At 66.7% G+C, this 22,854-nt stretch carries 15 protein-coding genes; 10 read left to right on the top strand and 5 right to left on the bottom strand.

Translation table 11 applies throughout. From position 1 onward, the window contains the following. Positions 1 to 47: 47 nt before the first annotated feature. Positions 48 to 2,804: a TonB-dependent receptor gene (locus tag AC3WL7_RS09245; RefSeq protein ID WP_174214108.1), complete on the bottom strand. Its 2,757-nt coding sequence runs from the start codon at positions 2,802 to 2,804 to the stop codon at positions 48 to 50. Between the two features lie 270 nt (positions 2,805 to 3,074). Beyond that, the gene (locus AC3WL7_RS09240) at positions 3,075 to 5,126 is read right to left on the bottom strand and encodes a glycoside hydrolase family 97 protein (RefSeq protein WP_492750079.1); all 2,052 of its coding nucleotides are present in this window, start codon (positions 5,124 to 5,126) and stop codon (positions 3,075 to 3,077) included. 236 nt (positions 5,127 to 5,362) lie between these two features. Here AC3WL7_RS09240 and AC3WL7_RS09235 point away from each other — a divergent pair, with 236 nt between their 5' ends. From AC3WL7_RS09235 to AC3WL7_RS09200, 8 genes are all read left to right on the top strand, one after another. Continuing rightward, positions 5,363 to 7,555, top strand: coding sequence for a glucosidase family protein (locus AC3WL7_RS09235; protein ID WP_492750078.1), 2,193 nt, complete (start codon positions 5,363 to 5,365; stop codon positions 7,553 to 7,555). Further along, the gene (locus tag AC3WL7_RS09230; RefSeq protein WP_079220979.1) at positions 7,552 to 9,039 is read left to right on the top strand and encodes an MFS transporter; all 1,488 of its coding nucleotides are present in this window, start codon (positions 7,552 to 7,554) and stop codon (positions 9,037 to 9,039) included. The genes AC3WL7_RS09235 and AC3WL7_RS09230 overlap by 4 nt, the downstream gene beginning before the upstream one ends. After that, a complete protein-coding gene (locus AC3WL7_RS09225; protein ID WP_492750077.1) occupies positions 9,039 to 10,754 on the top strand; it encodes an alpha-amylase family glycosyl hydrolase in 1,716 nt (571 codons plus the stop codon). Before AC3WL7_RS09230 ends, AC3WL7_RS09225 begins: the two co-directional genes overlap by 1 nt. Before the next feature lie 86 nt (positions 10,755 to 10,840). Further along, positions 10,841 to 11,242: a hypothetical protein gene (locus tag AC3WL7_RS09220; protein ID WP_492750076.1), complete on the top strand. Its 402-nt coding sequence runs from the start codon at positions 10,841 to 10,843 to the stop codon at positions 11,240 to 11,242. A 94-nt stretch (positions 11,243 to 11,336) separates the two neighbouring features. Next, positions 11,337 to 11,723: an SseB family protein gene (locus AC3WL7_RS09215; RefSeq protein ID WP_492750075.1), complete on the top strand. Its 387-nt coding sequence runs from the start codon at positions 11,337 to 11,339 to the stop codon at positions 11,721 to 11,723. A 189-nt stretch (positions 11,724 to 11,912) separates the two neighbouring features. Next, positions 11,913 to 13,358, top strand: coding sequence for an amidohydrolase family protein (locus tag AC3WL7_RS09210; protein ID WP_492750074.1), 1,446 nt, complete (start codon positions 11,913 to 11,915; stop codon positions 13,356 to 13,358). Positions 13,359 to 13,403: 45 nt separating this feature from the next. Further along, complete coding sequence (locus AC3WL7_RS09205; RefSeq protein ID WP_108760210.1) at positions 13,404 to 13,868, top strand: GNAT family N-acetyltransferase; 465 nt, start codon at positions 13,404 to 13,406, stop codon at positions 13,866 to 13,868. Further along, entirely contained in the window at positions 13,865 to 14,167 is a 303-nt protein-coding gene (locus AC3WL7_RS09200) for a hypothetical protein (RefSeq protein ID WP_492750073.1), read from the top strand. Before AC3WL7_RS09205 ends, AC3WL7_RS09200 begins: the two co-directional genes overlap by 4 nt. 41 nt (positions 14,168 to 14,208) lie before the next feature. On the opposite strand, the gene AC3WL7_RS09195 is transcribed toward AC3WL7_RS09200, so the two are convergent. The 3 genes from AC3WL7_RS09195 to AC3WL7_RS09185 form a co-directional block, all read right to left on the bottom strand. After that, a complete protein-coding gene (locus AC3WL7_RS09195) occupies positions 14,209 to 14,508 on the bottom strand; it encodes a hypothetical protein (protein WP_492750072.1) in 300 nt (99 codons plus the stop codon). A 61-nt stretch (positions 14,509 to 14,569) separates the two neighbouring features. Further along, on the bottom strand, positions 14,570 to 18,154 hold the full coding sequence (locus AC3WL7_RS09190; RefSeq protein ID WP_492750071.1) for a M1 family aminopeptidase: 3,585 nt from the start codon (positions 18,152 to 18,154) through the stop codon (positions 14,570 to 14,572). A gap of 12 nt (positions 18,155 to 18,166) precedes the next feature. Further along, on the bottom strand, positions 18,167 to 19,069 hold the full coding sequence (locus tag AC3WL7_RS09185; protein ID WP_079220987.1) for an ABC transporter ATP-binding protein: 903 nt from the start codon (positions 19,067 to 19,069) through the stop codon (positions 18,167 to 18,169). A gap of 195 nt (positions 19,070 to 19,264) precedes the next feature. On the opposite strand from AC3WL7_RS09185, the gene AC3WL7_RS09180 reads away from it, so the two are divergent. After that, the gene (locus AC3WL7_RS09180; RefSeq protein ID WP_492750095.1) at positions 19,265 to 20,761 is read left to right on the top strand and encodes an ATPase domain-containing protein; all 1,497 of its coding nucleotides are present in this window, start codon (positions 19,265 to 19,267) and stop codon (positions 20,759 to 20,761) included. Then, on the top strand, positions 20,751 to 22,808 hold the full coding sequence (locus AC3WL7_RS09175; protein WP_492750070.1) for a hybrid sensor histidine kinase/response regulator: 2,058 nt from the start codon (positions 20,751 to 20,753) through the stop codon (positions 22,806 to 22,808). The genes AC3WL7_RS09180 and AC3WL7_RS09175 overlap by 11 nt, the downstream gene beginning before the upstream one ends. Positions 22,809 to 22,854: the final 46 nt, after the last annotated feature.

Raw genomic sequence — 22,854 nt, 5'->3', positions numbered from 1 at the left:
GCGCTACCGGTGGGTTGCCGGCCAGCGGCCGGCACTACCGATCGTGGTCAGAACTTGTAGTTCACGCCCAGCACGTAGGTGCGGCCCCACTCGATGTATTCCAGCGGGCGGTCCGTGGTGCCGGCGTAGGTGCGGTACGGCTCGTTGGTCAGGTTGCTTCCCTGCAGCAGCAGGGTCAGGCCACGCATGGCGCTGCTGTCGCTGAAGGTGTAGCTGATCTGCGCATCGGTCACGTTCTCGCCCACCACGTAACGCAGCGTGCGGTTGCCGTTGAAGTTGCCGATCTCACCGATGAAGTCCGAACGACGGCGCTGGCTCACGCGCGCTTCGAAGCCGTTGCGCTCGAAGTAGGCGGTGAAGTTGTACACGCGCTCGGACAGGCCGGGCAGGCTGATCGGATCCGAACCCACGCTGGAGGCGCTTTCCGGGTCGAGGATCTTGATGTCGCTCTTGTTGAAGGTGGCACTGGCCTGCACGCCGAAGCCACGCAGGCTGTCGGTCAGCATGTCCAGCGGGAACGATGCGGTCAGTTCCAGGCCCTTCAGCGTGCCGCCCTTGCCGTTCTCCGGGGTGGAGAACGTGCCGGTGGTCAGCACCGGTGCGGTCATGCCCGGCGGCGGCACGTAGCTGCCCAGCAGGTCGGTGAAGTCGTAGTCGTCCACCGACTGGGTGTAGACGTAGCTCTTCAGGTCCTTGTAGAAGATCGCGGCGGCCACGTAGGCCTTTTCACCGAAGTACTTCTCGTAGGACAGGTCCAGCGCAGTGGCACGCCACGGATCCAGCAGCGGGTTGCCGCCGCTGCCGCCGGGCTTGCCGGTGGCGGTATCCACGCCGAACTCCAGGCCGGCACGCATCTGGTCCACGCGCGGGCGCGCGACCTGCTTGGCCGCGGCGAAGCGCAGCGTCTGCTGGTGCGGGAACATGAAGGCCAGGTTCAAGCTCGGCAGCCAGTCGTTGTAGGTCTTGCCGTTGGAATACGGTTGGATGTTGCTGCCGGCCGGCTGCGAGCTGTCCCAGTAGCGCGAATCCGAGCTCTGGTCGGTGTGCTGCATCTGCACGCCGATGTTGCCGCGCACACCCACCTCACCGATGTCGGTGTTGATGTTCAGGCGCGCCCAGGCGGTGGTGATCTTTTCCTGCACCACCCACGACTTCGGGATCAGGTAGTCGAGGTTGTCCACCGGGTTGAAGGTCATGTAGCGGCCCACGGCCGCCGGCACGTTCCAGGCCGGGATGTAGCCGATGCCGGCAAAGCCCAGGTTGACCGGCGAGTACTGCAGGTCCGAGGCGATGTTGGCATCGCCCTGTGCGCCCAGCAGGATGTTGCCTTCGGACTGGGTCTTGGTCTTGCGGCGGTCGGCGTAGTTCACGCCGACGTCCACGTCCGGTGCCCACGAGGCGATGGCCTCGGGCAGGGCGATGGTCGCGGCCAGCTTGGCGCCCTTCAGGCGGTCTTCCACCTGCGGCACCTTGCCGTAGCCGGAGCCGTAGATGGTGTTGGTCAGGAACAGCGCATTGGGATCGGAGTAATCCAGGCCCGGGCTGATCTGCGAGAAGCCGTTCGGGCGGATCTGCAGGCCGATGGTGTCCAGCTGCGGCATCGGGGTCAGCTGCAGGTTGTTTTCCAGGTTCAGCTCATCGCGCGTGGCCTTGGAGTAGTTCACATCGGCGACCAGCTTCACGCTGCCGAAGGTGAACTCGTTGTTCCAGCCGAACGCATCGATCTTGTCCTTGCGCTTGTTGTACATGCCGCGCACCAGCGGGTACACGCCGCTGGCGGTGCCACCGGTGAAGGTGCCATCGGCATTGACCTGCGGGTTGCTGATCAGCAGGCCCGGGGTATAGCCACCATTGAAGTTGCTCAGGTTGAGCTCGAACTGGTTGGCGGTGTCGATCTGCTCGGCTTCGGTGTGGAACGCATCGAAGGTGCTGGTCCAGGCGTTGTTCGGCCGGAACTGGATGGTGGCCATCACGCCGTCGCGCTTGTTGTTGCCGGTACGGCGCAGCGCCTTGATGCCATCGGAGAAGTACGTGCCTGCGGCCACGCCCGGGCGGTTGCCGTTGGTGGTCTGCTCGGTGGTCCACGGCTCGTACAGGCCGACCTGGTTTTCCTGGATCGGGTTGTCGCTGTGCGCGTAGCCGATCGAGATGCCCAGGGTCTTGTCGAAGAACTGATCGATGTAGCTGGCGCTGAAGCGGTTGCCGAATTCATCGACATTGGCGGCTTCGCCGAGCGAACTCTTCTGCAGGCGGCCGCTGACGGCGATCACGCGGTCGGGGAAGCTGAGCGGGCGCACGGTCTGCATGTCGATGGTGCCCGACAGGCCCTGGCCGACCAGGGCGGCGTCCGGGGTCTTGTAGACGGTCACGCCGTTCACCAGTTCCGAGGGGTACTGGTCGAACTCGACGCTGCGGTTGTCGCCGGTGCTGACCACTTCACGCCCGTTGAGCAGGGTGGTGGCGAAGTCGGGCGACAGGCCGCGCACGCTGATGACCTGGGCACGGCCGGCCACGCGCTGTGCGGCCAGGCCGGGCAGGCGGCCCAGCGATTCGGCGATGCTGACGTCGGGCAGCTTGCCGATGTCTTCGGCCGAGATCGCTTCGACCACCGAGGTGGCGTCCTGCTTGATCGCAATGGCGTTTTCGATGCCGCGGCGGATGCCGGTGACCTGCACGGTGTCCAGGTTGGTGGCGGACGTACCGGTGGCGGTTTCGGTGGACTGCGTGGATTGCGCCGATGCCAGCGACGGCACCAGTGCAACGGCCAGCGCCAGACTCAGCGCGGTGCGCGTGTGGTTCAACATTTTCCCCTCCCAGGCAATGTTGTAGAGCATCTTGTGGTCGTCCCGGCGGTGCCGTGGACGTGCGACGCGGTGGCCGCTGTCGTCGCCGCTATGGTAGGCAGCGGCTTCTCCGCAGGAATCACCCTGCATACGTATTCAATGGCTTTCGCAGCGTTGTAATCGATTCCAGTGCCCGTATCCCGGCGCTCCGCGCCGCCGCCCGAGCGTGGGCTCGGGCGCTACCGTGTAGAGCCGAGCCCATGCTCGGCTGCATTTCCATCGGCCCGTCATTCAGAGCGGGGTGAACCGGATCGCCTGGCCACCGCCCGGTGCCAGCACCAGGGTCAGGGCATCGGCGCTGGTCACCTCGCGGGTCTCGCGCTTGAACGCGAACGGATTGCTGCGGAAATCCGCACCGTCGCCGTCGCGGTAGATCTCGGCGCGGTAGCGCACGCCCGGTTCCAGGAAGCCCAGCGACACCGGCAGCACGCGGCCGTGTTCATCGGTGATGCTGCCCAGGAACCAGTCACGGCTGTTGCGATCGCGGCGCACGATCGTCACGTAGTCGCCCACTTCGCCATCCAGCACGCGGCTCTGTTCCCAGTCCACCGCCACGTCCTCGATGAAGCGGAACGCCTCGCGGTGCTGCAGGTAGTGCTCGGGCAGGTCGGCGGCCATCTGGATCGGGCTGTACAGCACCACGTACAGCGCCAGCTGGCGGGCCAGCGTGCTGGGAATGGCCTGGCCGTGGCGGCCCTTCAGGCTGAGGATGCCGGGCGTGTAATCGAACGGGCCGGCCAGCATGCGGGTGAACACCAGGTTGACCTCGTGCTCGGGCGGGTTCGGCGGCTGGCCCCAGGCGTTGTACTCCATGCCGCGCGCGCCTTCGCGCGAGATCCAGTTGGGGTAGGTGCGGCGCAGGCCGGTGTCCTTGATCGGCTCGTGCGGGTTCACCGACAGGTGCCGGCGCGCGGCTTCCTGCACCACCTTCAGGTGGTGGCGGGCCATGAACTGGCCGTCATGCCACTCGCGCCAGAGCGGGCCGCCGGCCGGATTGCGGCGGTCGACCTGGCCGTCATCGCAGACGTAGCCGGTCTTGAACTGGTCCACGCCCAGCCGCGCATACAGATCCAGCGCGGCGCCCAGCTGGTCTTCGTAGTGCTCGATGGCGCAGCCGGTTTCGTGGTGGCCGATCAGGTGCACGCCCTTCTTCAGGCCGTACGCGGACAGCGCCTCGATATCGAAGTCCGGCGTGGCGCGGGTGAAATCGAAGTCGTAACCGTTGCCGACCCACATGCCGTCCCAGCCGGGGTTCCAGCCTTCCACCAGCACGCCGCGGAAGCCATGTGCGGCGGCGAAGTCGATCACCTTCTTCGTCTTCGCGGTGGTGGCGGCGTGCTTCGGGCCGGTCGCCCAGCTTTCGTTGTCCAGGTGCATCGACCACCAGACGCCCAGGTACTTGGCCGGTTTCACCCAGCTCACATCGCCCAGTGCATTGGGTTCGTTGAGGTTGAGGATCAGGTCCGACTCGACCAGGCCGCCGGCGCGGTCGGCGATCTGCAGCGTGCGCCACGGCGTGGCGAACGGCAGGGCACGGCGCACCTTCCAGCCTTCGGCCGAGGGCGAAAGCTGCGCGCGCAGGCGCTGGCCCTCGGTGCGGCGCAGCCACATGCCGGCGTAGTCCACCAGCGCGGCCTCGTGGATGGCCACGTGCAGGCCATCGTGGCTGCGCAGGGTCATCGGCGTGTGCACCAGCGGCACTTCGCGCAGCGGGGTGCGCTGGTACAGGTACTCGTAGTGGATCGGTTCGCCGGCCGGAATCCACCAGGCGGTTGAATCGGGGGCGATGGCGAACTCGGTCAGCTCGTCATCGATGATCGCCTCGCGCAGGTTGGGCTGCTCGGGGAACACATAACGGAAGCCAAGGCCGTCGTCGTACACGCGGAACACCACGTCCAGGCGGCGCTTGCTGCCGGTGGTTTCGGCCAGCTGTACGGTCAGTTCGTTGAAGTGGTTGCGGGTGACCCGGCGCTCGCCCCAGGGCTGTTCCCAGGTGTCATCGACGCTGCGCTGCTGCTGGCCGAGCAGGGCGAAATCGCGGTCCAGGCGGCCATCGCGCAGTTCAAAGCCCAGCTTCGAATCGGCCACCACGGGCTCGCCGAAGCGCTCGACGCGGTAGCGCGCGGTGCCACCGTCCAGCACCAGGCTGACCTTGAGCACCTTGCCCGGCGATTCCACGCTGGCCACCTGTGGCGCGGCCTGGGCCAGGGCAGCCAGGCCCAGCAGGGCCAGGCCGAACACGTGCGCGAACATCGCGCGGATTGCAGCAGATGAAGCCGGCATTTCCCCTCCCAAGGCGCCGTTGGCAGACCCGGACCATAAGCCAGCGTGGGCGCCGCTCTTCACGCAACTGCGATGAATACGTATGCAACTGGCCGCAGGCTGCGGCGCCGCGTCTACCATGGGGCCAAGGCACCTTGAGGGAGGCGCCGCGCCCGCGCACCGTCCAAGGTGGCGCGGACCCATAACGGTGCAGAGAGGGAGGGAGGTCGACGGGCGCAAGCCGGTCTGCCGCTTCGATGCTGAAGATCATTTGCCTGACGGCTGCCCTTGGGGCAGCGCTGGGAACGACCGCGCACGCGGCCGACCTGGAATTCAACGGCCGCCATGCGCGTGCCGAAGCCGCTGCCAAGGGCAGCTTTGTCCTGCATGCACCCAAGGGTGAGGTGCAGATCGCCGCCGCGCCCATGCGCAGCCAGACCGGCAGCGTGATGTTCGACGCGCTGTTCGCGCTGGCGCAGCAGGAAATGGACCAGGACCGCGTGGACGCGATCCGCGATCCGTCCTTCGACGAAGGACGACCGGTGCCGTGCGACTGCTTCCAGACCGGTGCGCGCTGGCCTTATGTGTGGACCCGCGATCTCAGCTTCGCCGCCGATCTGGCACTGGCCAAGCTGGACCCGCAGCGCACCCGGCAGTCGCTGCAGTTCAAGCTGTCGGCCGCGCGTGATGGCCACACCCCCGGCCTGTTCGTCGCCCAGGACACCGGTTCCGGTGGCAGCTGGCCGATCAGCAGCGACCGCGTGGTGTGGTTCCTCGCCGCGCGCCACCTGCTGGATGATCCGGCGTTCGCCGACCAGGTGTGGCAGGCGCTGCAGGGCACCCTGGCGCAGGACCGGGCGATGGTGTTCGACGCGCAGATGGGCCTGTACCGCGGCGAGACGTCTTTCCTGGACTGGCGCGAGCAGACCTACCCGGACTGGACGCGCGAGAACGTGCGCTTCATCGGTGATTCCTACGCGCTGTCCACCAACGTGCTGCACTATCAGGCGCTGCGCCTGGGCCAGCAGATGGCCGCGCAGCTGGGCGACGAGCGCAGCGAACAGTACAAGGCCTGGGCCGACGCGCTGGCGCTGCAGATCGATGCACGCTTCTGGCGCGAGGACATGGGCCAGTACATGAGCTACATCGGCGAAGCCGCGCACCCGGTGCCGTACACCAAGGTCGATCTGCTGGGCCTGTCGCTGGGCATCCTCGCCGACGTGCTGCCCGCCGGGCGCGCGCAGCGTGCGCTGGCCGCCTACCCGATGGGGCCGGCCGGCAGCCCGGTGGTGTGGCCGCAGGAAGCGCAGCAGCCGATCTACCACAACCGCGCCATCTGGCCGTTCGTCAGCGCCTACTCGCTGCGTGCCGCGCGCAAGCTCGATGATGCCCCGCGCATCGCCGCCGAAATCCGTTCGCTGATGCAGGGCGCGGCACTGGCCGGTTCCAACATGGAGAACTACGAGCTGGTCACCCAGGCCGTGCACGTGGACGAAGGCGCGCTCAGTGGCCCGGTGGTCAACTCCGAGCGCCAGCTGTGGTCGGTGGCCGGTTACCTGGCCATGGTCAGCGAAGGCGTGTTCGGCCTGCAGGACGATGGCAGCGTGCAGCCCAAGCTGCCGGCCAGCCTGGTGCCGGACCTGTTCGGAAAGCAGCGCCGCATCAGCCTGGAGGCGAACGGCAAGCGCTATGTGCTGGAACGGCCGAAACAGCTGGGCGACGGCCTGCTGGTGGCCGGCAAGGTGAAGACGCGGGGTGCGACCACCACCGTACAGCTGGTGCCGGCCGCTGCCGCGCCGCGTGATGCGGTGGCCAGCGCCGACGCCAATGCGCGTGCACCGGCCACGCCGGCCGCACCGCAGGCCAGGCGCAGCGGCAAGGGCTGGACCGTGGCCGTGGCCGCCGACCAGGTGCTGTGGCAGGACGGCAAGGCACTGCAGCCGGCCAAGGGCGTGGCCCGCGTGGGCGACGATGGGCTGCAGCATTGCCTCAGCCTGACCCGCCGCGACGGTGCGCTGGAATCGCTGCACAGCCCGATGCTGTGCGTGGGCCCGCAGCAGGTGCTGCGCGGTGACCGCCAGTGGCGCTTCAGCAATGCCAAGGCCGGCCATGTGCGCCTGCGCCTGCAGTACAACAACCCGAACGGGCCGATCAACACCGGCGTGACCGCGGCGGTGAAGCAGTTGAACCTGCAGTGCGCAGGCCAGCCGGCGCAGCGGCAGACCGTCACCCTGCCGCACAGCGTTGCCGCGCAGGAATCGACCGCGGCCAGCTTCGCCGTGCCGAAGGGCCGCTGCACGGTCACCCTGGAAGAAGGCTTCAACATGAGCGCGCTGGAGCACTTCGCGCACTACACCGGCGGCAAGGGCGGGCGCGAAGGCGTGCTCAACCAGGCCCAGGTGCAGGCGCTGAAGGTGGCGCCGGTCGCTGCGGTCGAGGGTGCACGATGAGTCGTCCCGCCAAGCCGCAGCTGTCGTTCTGGCAGATCTGGAACATGTGTTTCGGCTTCCTCGGCATCCAGTTCGGGTTTGCCCTGCAGAACGCCAACGCCAGCCGCATCTTCGAAACGCTGGGGGCATCGCAGGACGCGGTGCCGGGGCTGTGGATCGCCGCTCCGCTGACCGGCCTGCTGGTGCAGCCGGTGGTGGGCTATCTGTCCGACCGTACCTGGACGCGCTGGGGGCGACGCCGCCCGTTCTTCATGATCGGCGCGGTGCTGACCACGCTGGCCCTGCTGGTGATGCCGAACTCGCCCACGCTGTGGATCGCGGCCGGCACGCTGTGGGTGCTGGATGCCTCCATCAACGTGTCGATGGAACCGTTCCGCGCGTTCGTCGGCGACCAGCTGGCGCCGCGCCAGCGGCCGACCGGCTATGCGATGCAGAGCTTCTTCATCGGCGTCGGCGCCATCGTCGCCAGCTTCCTGCCCTTCATCCTCACTCACTTCGGCGTCAGCAACACGGCCGTGCCGGGTGAAGTGCCCGACTCGGTGCGCTACGCGTTCTACTTCGGCGCGGTGGTGCTGCTGGCGGCAATCAGCTGGACGGTGTTCAGCACGCGCGAGTATTCGCCCACCGAGCTTGCGTCCTTCGACGATGCCGAGCCGCCCGCGCACCACGCCGGTGCCGCCGTCAGCGGGCCCGCACCGTGGGGCCAGGTGGCGCTGTGGCTGGGCCTGGGCGTGCTGCTGGCAGCGCTGATCGCCTGGCGCCAGGGCGACAAGATGCTGTACGTGCTGGCCGGCCTGTGCGCGGGTTACGGCCTGCTGCTGGCGCTGGCCCGCCTGTTGCCCGGCCCGCACATGCTGGCGGCCATCGTCGGCGACCTGCGGGCAATGCCGGTGACCATGCGGCGCCTGGCCTGGGTGCAGTTCTTCTCGTGGTTCGCACTGTTTGCGATGTGGATCTTCACCACCGCCGCCGTGGCCGGCACCCACTTCGGTTCCACCGATCCGCAGTCGGCGGCCTACAACGAAGGCGCCAACTGGGTGGGCGTGCTGTTTGGTGCCTACAACGGCTTCGCTGCACTGGCCGCGCTGCTGATCCCGCCGATGGTGCGCGCGCTCGGCCTGCGCTGGAGCCACCTGGTCAACCTGTGGCTGGGCGGGGCAGGGCTGATCTCGATGATGTTCATCGATGATCCGCGCTGGCTGCTGCTGTCGATGGTCGGCGTGGGCTTTGCCTGGGCCTCGATCCTGTCCCTGCCGTACGCCCTGCTGTCGGACAGCGTTCCGGCGGCAAAGATGGGCGTGTACATGGGCATCTTCAATTTCTTCATCGTGATCCCGCAGCTGGTCGCGGCCAGTGCGCTCGGCTTTGCCCTGCGCGCGTGGCTGGGTGACCAGCCGATCCACGTGCTGGTGCTGGGCGGCTGCAGCCTGCTCGTGGCCGGTGTGTGCGTACTGCGGGTTCCGTCCCGTCCGGAGGTGGTGTGATGCGTGGTGTGCTGGCTGTTGCTGTTTCCCTTGCCCTGTTCGCCGGCCCGGCCGTGGCTGCGCCGCGCCCGGACTATGTTGGCACCACCGAGCCGTTCGCCAGCGATGCGGTGTACTTCGTGGTCACCGACCGTTTCGTCAACGGCGATCCGTCCAACGACCACCGCGACCAGGGCGGCAAGCACCGCACGTTCGACATCCCGGTGCCGTGCCCGGACAAGGTCGACGGCAATATTGGCTACCTCGGCGGTGATTTCCGCGGCGTGCTGGACAATGCGCAGTACATCCGCAACCTCGGTTTCGGTGCGGTGTGGATCACGCCCATCGTCGACAACCCGGACGAGGCCTTCACCGGCAGCAAGCCGATCAGCTGCACCAGTACGCTGACCGACCGCGGCAAGACCGGTTACCACGGCTACTGGGGCATCAATTTCTACAAGCTCGACGAACACCTGCCCAGCAGGGACCTGGATTTTGCCGGCCTCAACAAGGGCCTGCACGATGCCGGCCTGAAGGTGGTTCTGGACATCGTCGGCAACCACGGTTCGCCTGCCTGGACCATGCCCAAGCGGCAGCCGCAGTTCGGCCAGATATTCGACAAGGACGGCACGCTGATTGCCGACCACCAGAACCTGCCGCCGCAGAAGCTGGACCCGAAGCACAATCCGCTGCACGCGTTCTACAACAACATCGGTCCGGTCGACGGCAAGGACGGTTCCATCTTCGACGGCAACCTGGCCGAGCTGTCCGACTTCAACCAGGACAACCCGGCGGTGATGGATTACCTGGTGGGCGCTTACCTGCAGTGGACCGCACAGGGCGTGGATGCGCTGCGCATCGACACCATCGGCTGGCTGCCGCACCCGTGGTGGCATGAGTTCGTCAACCGCATCCGCGCCGAGCACCCGGGCATGTTCATGTTCGGCGAAGCCTTCGACTACAACGCGGCCAGCATCGCCGAGCACACCTGGCCGGCCAATGCGAACGTGAGCGTGCTCGATTTCCCGCTGCGTGGCGCGCTGGAGCAGACCTTCGGCACCACCGGCAAGGGGTTTGAAACGCTGGCCGAGCCGCTGCACCTGACCGGTGGCCCGTACGCCAACCCGTACGAGCTGATGAGCTTCTACGACAACCACGACATGCCGCGCCTGCAGGCCAGCGACACCGGCTTCATCGATGCGCACAACTGGCTGTTCACCGCGCGCGGCATCCCGGTGGTCTATTACGGATCGGAGACCGGCTTCATGCGTGGCCGCGCCGAACACGCCGGCAACCGCGCGTACTTCGGACAGCAGCGTGTGGACGACGCACCGCAGAGCCCGATCTTCGCGCCGCTGCAGCGCATCGCCAAACTGCGCGAAGCCACCCCGGCCCTGCAGCGCGGCCTGCAGGTGAACGAGCGCCTGCAGGGCGACGAGGCGGTGTTCTTCCGCGTGCTGCAGCACGGTGACGTGGCGCAGACCGCGCTGGTGCTGCTGAACAAGGGTGATACAGTGCGCAGCATCAAGGTGGAGCGGTACCTGCAGGCGGGCACCTGGCGTGATGCGCTGGGTGGCACCGAACTGAAGGTGAAGCGCTCGCTGAAGGTGGAGGTGCCGGCGCACGGCGTGAAGGTGTACGTGCTGGATGCGCCGGTGCAGCAGCCGGCCCTGCAGGCCGAGCTGGACAAGGCGGTGGCTGACCAGCAGGCGCGCGACCAGCGGTTGAAGCGGTAGGGCCGGCCGCTGGCCGGCAGCTCCAGATCATTGGCAGATGCAACTGCCGGCCAGCGGCCGGTACTTCGGCAAGGATGGGCTGAATGATGCGACGTTTACTAATTCCGCTCTGTGCTGGTGCGGCCACCGGTGGCCTGATCGCCGCCGTGACCTTCCCGTGGCTGGCGCGTACCGCCGCCATCGCGATGCCGCGCAGCTTCAATGTGTACCTGTGGGACGCGCTTGTGGTGTTCGGCCTCGGCGCCAGCCTGGTGGCGTTCCCGCTGATGCTGCTGGCCCTGCGCCTGGCCAGCGCACGCGGCACGGGTGTGGCAGTAATGCTGGTGGCGGCCCTGCTGGCGCTGGTTGCGGGACTGGCCGCGATGGATGCGCTGCAGGGCGGCGGCAGCGTGCTGATGGCGTGGGCCGCGGGCATGCTGCTGGCTGCACTGGTTCACCGGTACTGGCGCCGTTCCGGCCAGGCCCCGCTGCAGGCGCATGCCCGGTAGAGCCAGGCCATGCCTGGCTGCTTCGGGGGGGCAGAGGCAGCCGAGCGTGGGCTCGGCTCTACAATAGGCGTCCCTATCTCCCCGCCGTACCGCCATGACCGACTTCGCCCCGCAGACCCCGATCGAAACCCTGCTGAAGGCCGCCATGGACGGAGCCGTGCCGATCCGCGCCTTCATGGAAGCCTTCGTGGCGTCCGAGGTGGTGCTGTTGACCGGCAGCCTGGTCACCCGTGACGGCAGCGGTTTCGACCCGCTGCTGTTCGACAAGCAGGGCACCCTGCACGTGGCCGTTTTCACCGCTCCGGCGCGGGTCGGCATCCATTCCCAGCAGGCCCCGCACCAGATCCGCTGGCTGATGCTGGACGTGCTGCGTCGCGTGCCGGGTGGCTACGGCGTGGTGGTCAACCCCGGTACGACGCTCGGCTTCGAGATTTCCGCCAGCGGCGTGGGCGAGATCCTGAAGGACTTCGCGCAGGGGTGAATGTCCTGTAGAACCGGGCCCATGTCCGGGTGCTTCGCCGGTGGCGCCGGCTAGCCAAGGTAATAACCGCGGCACGTCGTGCTTTCTGATCGGCGTCAGCGGTGCCGGACGGTGTTGTCCGCGCCTGGCACTTGCCAGGCAAGGGCACCCTGCTAGAGTCCGCAGACCGAAGGATCGCAGGGGGGCGTCATGAGGGAGTCGCAGGAGAAGCTGCAGCGCATTGTTGATCTGCACACACACGTATTCAACGCGCGTCATCTTCCGCTTGAGAGCATCATCAGGAATGCTCTGGGAAACTGGTCCAGTCTGCTCGCAGTCGGCATTGCCAAGTTGCTCTATGAATTGACCGGAAGTGCTGGAGAGGAGGCGGAGTTCGCCCGGCTCAAAGCAGAGCACGCCAACGCCCTGATTGCCCATGAGAGTGCTGGCGAGCTGGACTACATCGATTCGATCTGCAACATCACGGAACATCAGGTGCGGCGCGGCGCCACCCAGGAGGGTGTGCTCCACGACGATCTCGTTGCTGCTCTGCGCGAGCTCGATGGGATCGACTACGCTCTGGAAGGCTGGAGCGGTGACCCCGATCCGGATGAGTCCGAGGGGATCGAGCCCCTGGCGCCTGATGCGATGCCGGCCTGGGCACGGCGGGTGGTGAAGCGGGCACTGCGAAGAATGACCGACCTGATCCGGCCCAACGAAAACAGCATCATCGACAACTACGCGGAGTTTTTCTTCACTTTGCTGGCGAGCGAGGATGTGATCCTGAAAAGGCTGCGTGATGCCTACGGCGAAACGCCCGCGCCGATGGAGTTCGTGCACTACATGATGGATATGGAACTTGCATATCCCGGGCGCAGGCCTCCCAGGTACAAGCTTGACGAGCGCAGGGCGAGGATGCAGGAGCTGGCGCTGAAAAACCGGGACCTGAAAGGATTCTTCGCTTTCGATCCACGACATAAGGACTGCGTTGGTCTGGCGGAAGATGCACTGGAGAAGGGTTTCCTTGGCTTCAAGTTCTACCCTGCGATGGGCTACCGCCCGCATGCCGATGAACACTACTCGGACCGGATCGAAGCGTTCTACGATCTCTGCTTGAAAGAGGACGCACCAATTTTCGCCCATTGCACTCCTGTGGGCTTCGAGAGCAGCCATCTCAGTGGGCGTTTGGCCGATCCGGTGCACTGGCTTGAAGTGCTGAAGGAGCGCAGGACGCTGCGCCTGTGCCTGGGTCATGCCGGTGGTATGAGTGCGCCGAAGCGCAATCCGATTTCGGCGGGGTGGGCCGCTTCCAGCGAGGTCGAGTGGGCGAAGGGCAACTATGCGTGGCAGGTAGTTGATCTGTGCGTCCAATACCCCAACGTCTATTGCGAGGTGGGCCATCTAGAGGATCTGCTGAAGGACGACGGCATGAAACGCTTCGAGCAGAACCTCAGGCGCGCCTGTGAAGCCGGTGGCGATTTTGGATTCATGGACAAGATCGCATATGGGTCAGACTGGCACATGCAGGCGATGGTCAATTCGGCACGTCCCTACCTGGGTCTTTTCCTGAAACTGTTTGAGAATGAGCCATGGTGCGGGTACAAGGAGCGCTTCTTCTGGCGTAACGCCTACGCCTACCTGAGGCTGCCGCGATGAGGTAGACGCAGGGTGCTGTGATCCGCATTGATGCAGAGGGTATTGATGGAGTTCAACGTACTCACCGGCGATGCACCGGAACGGCAACAGCTGGCGCAGTGGTACCACGCGCAATGGGGCCAGGACGCCGGCCTGTCGCTGGAGCAGGAACTGCAACGGCTGAACACGCCGCAGGATGCCGAGGGTTTCCCGCACCTGATCGTCTCCTTCGATGGAGACCAGTTGGTGGGTGCGGTCCAGCTCAAGCGCCGCGAGATGCAAGCCTTCCCGCAGTACGAGCATTGGCTGGGCGGCGTGTTCGTGGCCGACAGTCATCGCCGGCGTGGGCTGGCTGGTGCGCTGGTGGAACAGGCCGCGGCGCAGGCGGCGCGGATGGGGGTTTCCGACTTGTACCTGCAGACCGAAGTGTTGGATGGGGGCCTGTATGCGCGGCTGGGCTGGACGCCAATCTGCGAGGCTGACAGCCACGGGTATCACGTGCTGGTGATGGTGCGGAGGCTGCACCCATGAACGCTCCCACGCCCCGCCATTCCCGCTCCGCGCTGATCTTCCTGGTCGCGGCCATCGTTGCCGCACTGCTGGCCCTGCCGCTGCTGCGCGCCGTCGGCATGGCGCAGTGGCCGGTGTTCGCCCTTGCGTGGCTGATCAACCTGGGTGCGGCCTGGCATCTTGGACAGTGGGCACGGCAGCAGGGCCGCCCGGCCTGGGCCTTCGGTGGGCCTGCGCTGCTGGGCACGGTCGCCTCGATCGTGGTGTACGTGCTGCTGGCGTTGCTGGGGCCGATGCGCGGGACATCGCCGCGAGGGTGATGCAGGGAAGCCCTGCCAGGCATGGCCTGGCACTACTGGAATCAGTTCGGGTAGTAGAGCAGGGCGGAGCCCTGGCTCAGAGCCTCTTCGTAGAACCCGGCGAAGCCACGGTAGGCATCGGTGTCCAGCACATCCACCTGCAAGCGGCCGCAGCGCAGGTCGGTGATCTCATCAAAGCCGAATCGTGCGCATTCGGCCTGGGCCAGGTCGAAGGCATCGCGCTCTTCGTCCTGCCGCAGGAACAGCATGGCTCTATGCAACGCACCTGCTTCCGGCGCATTCCATTCGAGTTCGGACGCGCCTGCATAGCGGCCCGTAAAGCCATAGACCATCACGATCACGTTGCATCTCCAGGCAGGACGCCGGTGGTACCGGGCTTGCGGCCCGGCACCACCGCCGGCATCACATCGAAACCTTCTTGCGGTTGTCGTCGCTGACGCGGTCGATCAGCTTGTTGTACGGATCAAACCCGGCCTCGTCCGGCTTGCTGTCCACCGTCACCGTAATGGTGGGCTCGGCCGTGGTCACGTGGTGGCGTTGCAGGTACAGCACCTTCTGGTCGCGTTCCTTGCCCGACGGCCCGTTGGCGAACACGCCGATCTCGATCCAGTCATCCATGCTGCCATCGCTCTCCTGGCCCTTGCCGTCGGCGTACTGCTTGGCCGCGTGCAGGACCAGGGTCACGTCGTGGCGACCGTCCTCGCGCTTGCGCGCGCTCGCGGACATCACCCGGTTGTCGTAGAAGCTGATCTTCTCGAACAGGTCGGTGACCAGCGCCTGGCGATCTGCCGGCGTTTCGGCGCGGATGTAGTCGAGCAGTTCGCGCGAGGTGGTGTACGGCGGCTGCTGGTAGCTCTTGTCCTGCAGGAAGCGCTTCAATGCACGGTTCAGGGCCTGCTCGCCGATCTCCTCGCGCAGCCGGTAGAACACCAGCGATCCCTTCTGGTAGTGGATGTACTGCTGGTTCTCGACGCGCTCCAGCGGCTGTTCCTCGATGGCCTCGCCGCCGCGCCCGGACAGGTAGCCATCCAGCTCGCGCTTGAGGAACTGGCGCATGTGCTGGCGGCCGTACTCCTGCTCCATCACCATCAATGCCGAGTACTGCGACAGCGACTCGGACAGCACCGTGGCGCCCTGCACGTTGGCACCGATCACCTGGTGCGCCCACCACTGGTGGGCAACCTCATGGGCGGTCACGTAGAACACGTAGTCCACCTTGTCCGGATCACGCAGGTCGGCGATGAAGCCGATGGCCTCGGAATAGGGAATGGTGTTGGCGAAGGACTGCGCGAAGCGGGCATAGCCGGGGAATTCGATGATGCGCACCTGGCGATGCTGGTAAGGCGTGAAGTTCGCTTCGTAGTAGGCCAGCGACTTCTGCACGGCTTCAATCATCCGGTCCACGTTGTAGCCGTGCGCCGGGTCGAAGTAGACCTCGATCGGGATGTCCCTGTACTTCGCCCTGCGCACTTCCCAGCGTGCCGACAGGTAGGCATAGAAGTTCAGCATCGGCCGGTCCATGGCATAGCTGAAGCAGCGGCGGCCATTGACTGTGGTTTCGTGCTGCAGGTAGCCCGGGGCCAGCGCCACCTGGTCCGGCGCGGTGCAGACCGTGGTGCGGAAGTCGAGCCAGTCGGCATCGTTGGACACATAGGTGTTGGCGCGCGCGGCCTCGTCTTCCAGCTTGGGCATGCGCCGTGGTTCACCCAGGCCGCGCTTGCGCCGCTCATTGCGGTCGCTGATCTCGGCACCTTCGTTGTAGCCGAAGGAAGGCAGCGCGCGGCTGTTGAAGAACGTGCCGTTGTCCACGATGTTGCTCGGCGCCTGGCCGGCGGTGATGCCGTCGGGCTTCTGCATCACCCGGAAGTGCACGTCGCGGGTTTCACCCGGTTGCAGCGGCGTCTGCAGGCGGTAGATGCGGTAGCCAAGATCGGCGTCATGCATCGCCAGGGTCTCCCCACCCAGATCGACGGCGAGCAGTTGCTTGTCATCCCCCATCGAGACGTGCACGTCCTGGATCGGGACGGCATGGGTGTTGCGCACCTTCCAGTGGGCGTCGATCACCATGGACTGCGATTCGGGGAACAGGTCCACGCGGTTGTCCACTGCCACGATGCGCGGCTGCGGCAGCGTGCGGTACCTGGACAGCTCGCGCTCGTAGCGGGCCTGCAGGTCCAGCTGCTGGTCGGGGGAAATGAACTCGTTGCGGATGTTGGTGCTCCAGTACAACCAGCCACCCACGACGACGAACGCCAGCGCAGCGACCGCGGCGAAGGCACCGGTCGGACCGCGCAGGCGACGGCCGGCCAGGGCCAGGCGCTGGCGCAGGCCCTGGCTGACACCGCGTACCCAGAAGGCTGAGGCCAGGCACATCAACGCAAGCAGGAACAGCGCCCAGTAGCCCTGGAACGCCAGCTGCCCGGCCAGGAAGTGGCCATAGCCGTTCATGTCCGAATAGGGGGCATTGGGCCAGCTGCCGAAGTTGTAGATGTTCTGCGTGTAGTCCAGCATGCCCAGCACGCCCTGGCCGATCATCACGATGATCAGCAGTGCATAGCCGACGAACTTGTTGTTGGTGAGCACCTGCAGCACCAGCGCCAGGCCACCCATCAGGATGTAGACCACCGAATCCAGTGCCAGGCTGCGCAGGTACAGCAGTGGCTCCAGGTGGGTGTAGCCCTTGGTCAGCTGCACGCCCATCGCCGCCAGCGCGCCAGCGGCCTGGAAACAGGCGATCACTGCCAGCAGCGCGGTGAACTTGGCCAGCAGCGGTACCCAGTTCGGCATGGGCATGGCGTCGGTCACTTCATTGATGCGTGCGCCGCGTTCCTTCCAGACCAGCTCGCCGGCGAAGAACAGCACGATGATCACCAGCAGCCAGCTGAAGGCGCCCTGCAGGGCCATGACCATCTGCGAGGTGACCGGCCAGATCGAAGTGCCGTACAGCGTCTGCCGGAACAATGCGCTGGGCAGGAAGTTGGCCAGGCCCAGCACCAGCAGCACGATGAACGGCACGCTGCGCAGCACGCCGCGCGTGTCGAAGCGGACCTGGCGCAGGAACTGCTGCCACGCCGTGCCCGCGGTGAACACCGGTACCACGCGCGGCAGGGGCGCGCGGGTGGGGCGGACGGCACCCGCATCGGCGGCCGACGGCGCGTGCTTGCGGCCCCAGCGGCGGCGGCCGCTGCCACTGCGTTCGGTACGGAACAGGGCAAACGTGGCGGCGAACAGTGCTGCGGCCACGCCCAGCCACAGGGCGCGGTTGGCCAGCAGGTAGCCGGCCAGTTCGGGGATGCCGCCGTTGCGTTCGGCGGTGGACCAGTAGCGGATGGTACGGCCCAGCGCACGCATGCCCAGCGGCTCGCTCAGCACCGCGATCCAGGTGTTGTCGATGTCACGCAGCAGGGCGGCGCTGGCACCGTACAGCACCAGGTAGGCCACCAGGCCGATGTACACCCAGAGGATCGAGCGGGTCAGCGCCGCCAGCAGCGACAGCAGCGCGGTGGTGAACAGCAGGTTGGGAATGACGATGACCGCGAACGTCCAGGCATAGCCCTGCCAGCTGATCGGCCCCATGCGCTCGGGATCGACCCACGGCATGAACGGTGCCAGCCACACGCCGAACGCAATGATGATGTAGACCAGCAGCCCGGCCGCGAGGGCCGCGGCGATGCGACCGGCCAGGTAGTCGCGACGCTTCACCGGGCTGGCGAAGATCAGTTCGGCAGTGCCCAGTTCGAAGTCACGCAGCAACGCGTTGCTGACGAACAGCGCGTTCACCAGCATCCCCAGCAAGGTGAAGATGCCGAGCATCTGCGCGATCACCGTCGGCGCATTGCTGTGCACGTTGCCGCTGCCACCACCGATCTGCACCGCATCGCTGGAGGCGGCGGCGAAGGCGAGCAGGGCGAACAGTCCGGCCAGCAGCCACAGCAGGGGAGAACGCAGCTGCTCGCGCAGCTCGAAGCGGAAGAAATTGAGGATCATGGCGTGCTCCGCTCAGGCTGCCGCGCGGGCACGCGCCTGCAGGCGCAGGCGCTGGAAGTAGACGTCCTCGAGATCGGGGGCCACGGCACGGAAGCCATCGCCGGGATCGCTGGCACTGTGGATATGGATGACCGGGCGGCCACCGACCAGGCGCGTGGACAGCACCACGTAGCGCGCTTCATGGTCGGCCAGTTCGGACGGGTCCACCTGCTTGCGCCAGACCTGCTGCTGCAGGGCCTCGATGGCATCAGTGGGGCGGCCGGTCAGCAGCACCTGGCCCTTGTTCATGATGGCCATGCTCGGGCACAGGTCGGTCACGTCCTCCACGATGTGGGTGGACAGGATCACCGCGACGTTCTCGCCGATGGCTGCCAGCAGGTTGAGGAAGCGGTTGCGTTCCTCCGGGTCGAGGCCGGCGGTGGGCTCATCGACGATGACCAGGCGCGGATCGCCAAGCAGGGCCTGGGCGATGCCGAAGCGCTGGCGCATGCCGCCGGAATAGGTGCCCAGCTTGCGCTTGCGCGCGTCCCACAGGTTCACCTGCTGCAGCAGGCCATCCACCACTTCACGGCGCTGCGCGCGCTGGGTGAGGCCCTTGAGCACGGCGAAGTGCTCAAGCAGGTCGAGCGCGCTGACCTTGGGGTAGACCCCGAAATCCTGCGGCAGGTAGCCCAGGCGGCGGCGCACGGCATCCTTGTCGCGCAGCACGTCGATCGGCGATTCGCCGGGAATGGTCAGCACGGCCGTGCCGCTGTCGGCTTCCTGCAGCGTGGCCAGGGTGCGCATCAGCGACGATTTGCCGGCGCCGTTGGGGCCGAGCAGGCCGAACATGCCGCGCGGGATGTCCAGGGTGACCCCGTTCAACGCGTGGACGCCGTTGGCGTAGGTCTTGGACAGCGAGTCGATCTGCAGCATGCGCGTACACCCCTTCCCTGTATGAATGGCCGTTTATCGCGCTGAATACGGCGGCGGTCAATGCCAATGGTCATGCTTTCCGACGGAAGTGCCGCTGGAGGGAGTGAAATCCACCTTGATGGGGTGCCGGGCCACCCCAGCGATCACACAATGCCTCTACAGCGGCCTCGCTAGGCTTTGACCATCTCCAAAGCCATGCAGGCGCACATGCGGATCGCAACCGGGGTACAGGGGCTCGACACGATTCTCGGCGGTGGCCTGCCGCAGGCCCGCCTGTATCTGCTGGAAGGCCCGCCGGGCTCGGGCAAGACCACCCTGTCGCTGCAGTTCCTGCTGGAGGGCCTCAGAAGGGGCGAGCAATGCCTCTACATCACCCTGTCCGAGACCGCCGAGGAACTGCGCGAGGTCGCCAGCGCGCACGGCTGGTCGCTGGAGGGCCTGCACCTGTTCGAACTCGGCTCGGCTGAAAGCGCGATGGGCAACGGCCGACTGCAGTCGGTGCTGCACTCCTGGGAAATGGAGCTGGACGAAACGGTCAACATGATCATGTCCAAGGTGGACAGCATCGGGCCGACCCGGGTGGTGTTCGATTCGCTGTCCGAGCTGCGCCTGCTGGCCCAGGATTCGCTGCGCTACCGCCGGCAGATCCTCGCGCTCAAGCAGTTCTTCGGCCCCAAGAGCGCCACCGTCATCCTGGTCGACGACCTGACCTCCAGCGGCGAGGAGCGCGACGGCCAGCTGCACAGCCTGTGCCACGGCGTGATCTCGCTGGAGCGGCTGACCCTGGATTTCGGCCCCGCGCGCCGCCGCATGCAGGTGCAGAAGCTTCGTGGCGTCGAGTTCATCGCCGGCTACCACGACATGGTCATCCGCCACGGTGGCCTGGACATCTTCCCGCGCCTGATCGCCTCCGATCACCAGGGACATTTCGTCGGCACGCCGGTCAGCAGTGGCGTGGAGGAGATCGACCGGCTGCTCGGCGGTGGACCGCTGCGTGGCACGTCCACCCTGCTGACCGGCCCGGCCGGCAGCGGCAAGACCAACGTCGCTCTGCAGTACGTGTGGGCCGCCTGCGAGCGCGGTGAGCGCAGCTGCATCTTCGAGTTCGACGAGCGCGTGGGCACCCTGCTGGCCCGCTCGGCCGAGCTGGGCATCGACCTGCGCAAGCACCTGGACTCGGGCCTGCTGGAGATCATGCAGATGGACCCGGCCGAGATATCGCCCGGCGAATTTGCCTGGAACCTGCGCAAGGCCGTGGAGGAGCGCGACTGCAGCGTGCTGGTGATCGACAGCCTCAACGGCTACGTGGCCGCCATGCCGCAGGAGAAGCAGTTGATGCTGCAGCTCCACGAAATGCTGTCCTACCTCAACCAGGTTGGCGTGGTGACCTTCCTCATCAACCCGCAGCATGGCCTGGTCGGCACCATGTCTACCGGCAACCTGGATGTGTCCTACATCGCCGATGCCGTGGTGCTGTTCCGGTTCTTCGAAGCCAAGGGCCGCATCCGCAAGGCCATCTCGGTCATCAAGAACCGCGGTGGCGCGCACGAGGACACCATCCGTGAACTGAGGATCGACCGACGCGGCGTCACCGTCAGCGCACCGCTGGCCGACTTCCAGGGCATCCTCACCGGGACCCCGGAATTCGTCGGCGATGATGGGGCGCTGCTCGGCCAGTCTGATGGCCGATAAGGGCGAAGGCCGGCAGGTGGTACGCATCGTCGCGCCGTTCGGGCGCGACGCCGAAAGCATCGCGGGCGTGCTGGCTGCCGCGGGCCTGGTCACGCTGATCTGCCCGCACCTGGCCGCGCTGGCCGAGGCGCTGGACGATGACACCGGCCTGGTGGTGGTGACCCAGGAAGCGGTGGCGCGCGGTGGCGACGTGCTGCTGCCTGCCCTGCAGCGCCAGCCGGCATGGTCGGACCTTCCCTTCATCCTGCTGCGCTCGGCGCGCTCCTACCGCCACTCCACCCGAGAGCCGCTGCTGCCGGCCTCGATCAACGTGGTGGAAATGGATCGGCCGCTGGGCAGTGTCTCCCTGCTCAGCGCGGTGCAGGGCGCACTGCGCGCACGCGGCAAGCAGTTCCTGGTGCGCGACCAGCTGCAGGCGCTGGCGGATGGCCGGGCTGCACTGGCACGCAGCGAATCCGAGCTGCGCGTGATCGCCGACACGATGCCGGTGCTGATCGCTTTCGTCGATACGACGATGTGCTTCCGCTTTGCCAACACCGCCTATGAAGACTGGTTCGGCCTGGCCACCGGCGAAGTGATCGGCCGCCACGTGCGCGACGTCATCAGTGAATCCGTCTGGCAGCAACGCCGGCCGGTGATGGAGGCGGCCCTGCAGGGGCAGGGCGCGGTGTTCGAGATCGAATGGCCGCACCGCCTGCGCGGTCGCCGCGACTGCGAAGTGCGTTACGCGCCTCGCCGCGATGCGCAGGGTCATGTCGATGGCTTCCATGTGTTCGTCACCGATATCACCACCGCCAAGCTGGCCCTGGCCAGCAGCCAGCAGCACGCCCAGGCGCTGGAAGCGAAGGTGGCCGAGCGTACCCGCGAGCTGGAGATGCAGATGGCCGCGCGCGAGGCCAGCGAGGCGGCGCTGCGCCAGGCGCAGAAGATGGAGGCGATCGGCCAGCTGACCGGTGGCATCGCCCACGACTTCAACAACATGCTGACCGGCATCCTGTCGGCACTGGATATCGTGCGGATGCGCCTGGAAATGGGCCGGGTGGATGACCTGGATCGCTTCCTCGACACGGCGACTGCATCGGGCCAGCGCGCGGCAGCGCTGACCCAGCGGCTGCTGGCGTTCTCCCGCCGGCAATCGCTGGATGCACGACCGGTGGAGATCAACGCACTGCTGGAATCGGTGCAGCACCTGCTGCGCAGTACCCTGGGCGAGTCGGTGCGGATCGTCGCCGAACCCAGTGCCGACGAACTGCACGCCACCCTGGACGCCAACCAGTTCGAGAGTGCGATCCTCAACCTGGCCATCAACGCCCGCGATGCGATGCCCCATGGCGGCCAGCTGACCCTGCGCACCGCCTCCGCCAGCGTGCGCGAGGGGCAGTACCCGGCCGTGCCGGCCGGGCGCTACGTGCAGGTGGTGGTGGCCGACACCGGGGCGGGCATGGCGCCGGCCGTGGTGGAACGCGTATTCGAGCCCTTCTTCACCACCAAGCCCATCGGCAAGGGCACCGGCCTGGGCATGTCGATGGTCTACGGCTTCATGCAGCAGTCCGGTGGGCATATCGCCATCGAATCGCAGGTGGGCGAGGGCACGGTGGTGTCGTTGTTCATTCCGATGGACGAGGCGCCCGGGGCCAGCGCGCCGGCAGCGGCCACGCAGGCGATACGCCGCGGTGCCGGCCAGTCGATCCTGGTGGTGGAGGACGATGCGCAGGTACGCATGCTGGTGACCGTGGTGCTGGAAGACCTTGGCTACCACACCCAGGTGGTGGGCGATGCCGATGCGGCGATTCCGATCCTGGCCTCGGCGCAGGCCATCGACCTGCTGGTGACCGACGTCGGCCTGCCCGGCATGAACGGCCGGCAGCTGGCCGAGATCGCCCGGCAGTCACGCCCGTCGCTGCCGGTGCTGTTCATGACCGGCTACGCGGAAAAGGCCCAGGAGCGCGCATCGTTCCTCGACGAAGGCATGGCGATGATCGCCAAGCCGTTCCTGCTGGATGAATTCAGCGCCGCAGTGCGTGCCGCCATGCCGGGAGCGCGGTAGAGTCGAGCGTGCTCGCCTGCCTCGCCTGTCGATTCCCGGCGATGCA

The organism is Stenotrophomonas sp. FW305-3-2-15-E-LB1 (assembly GCF_058787375.1).
This window is presented reverse-complemented; position numbering and strand designations above follow the sequence as displayed.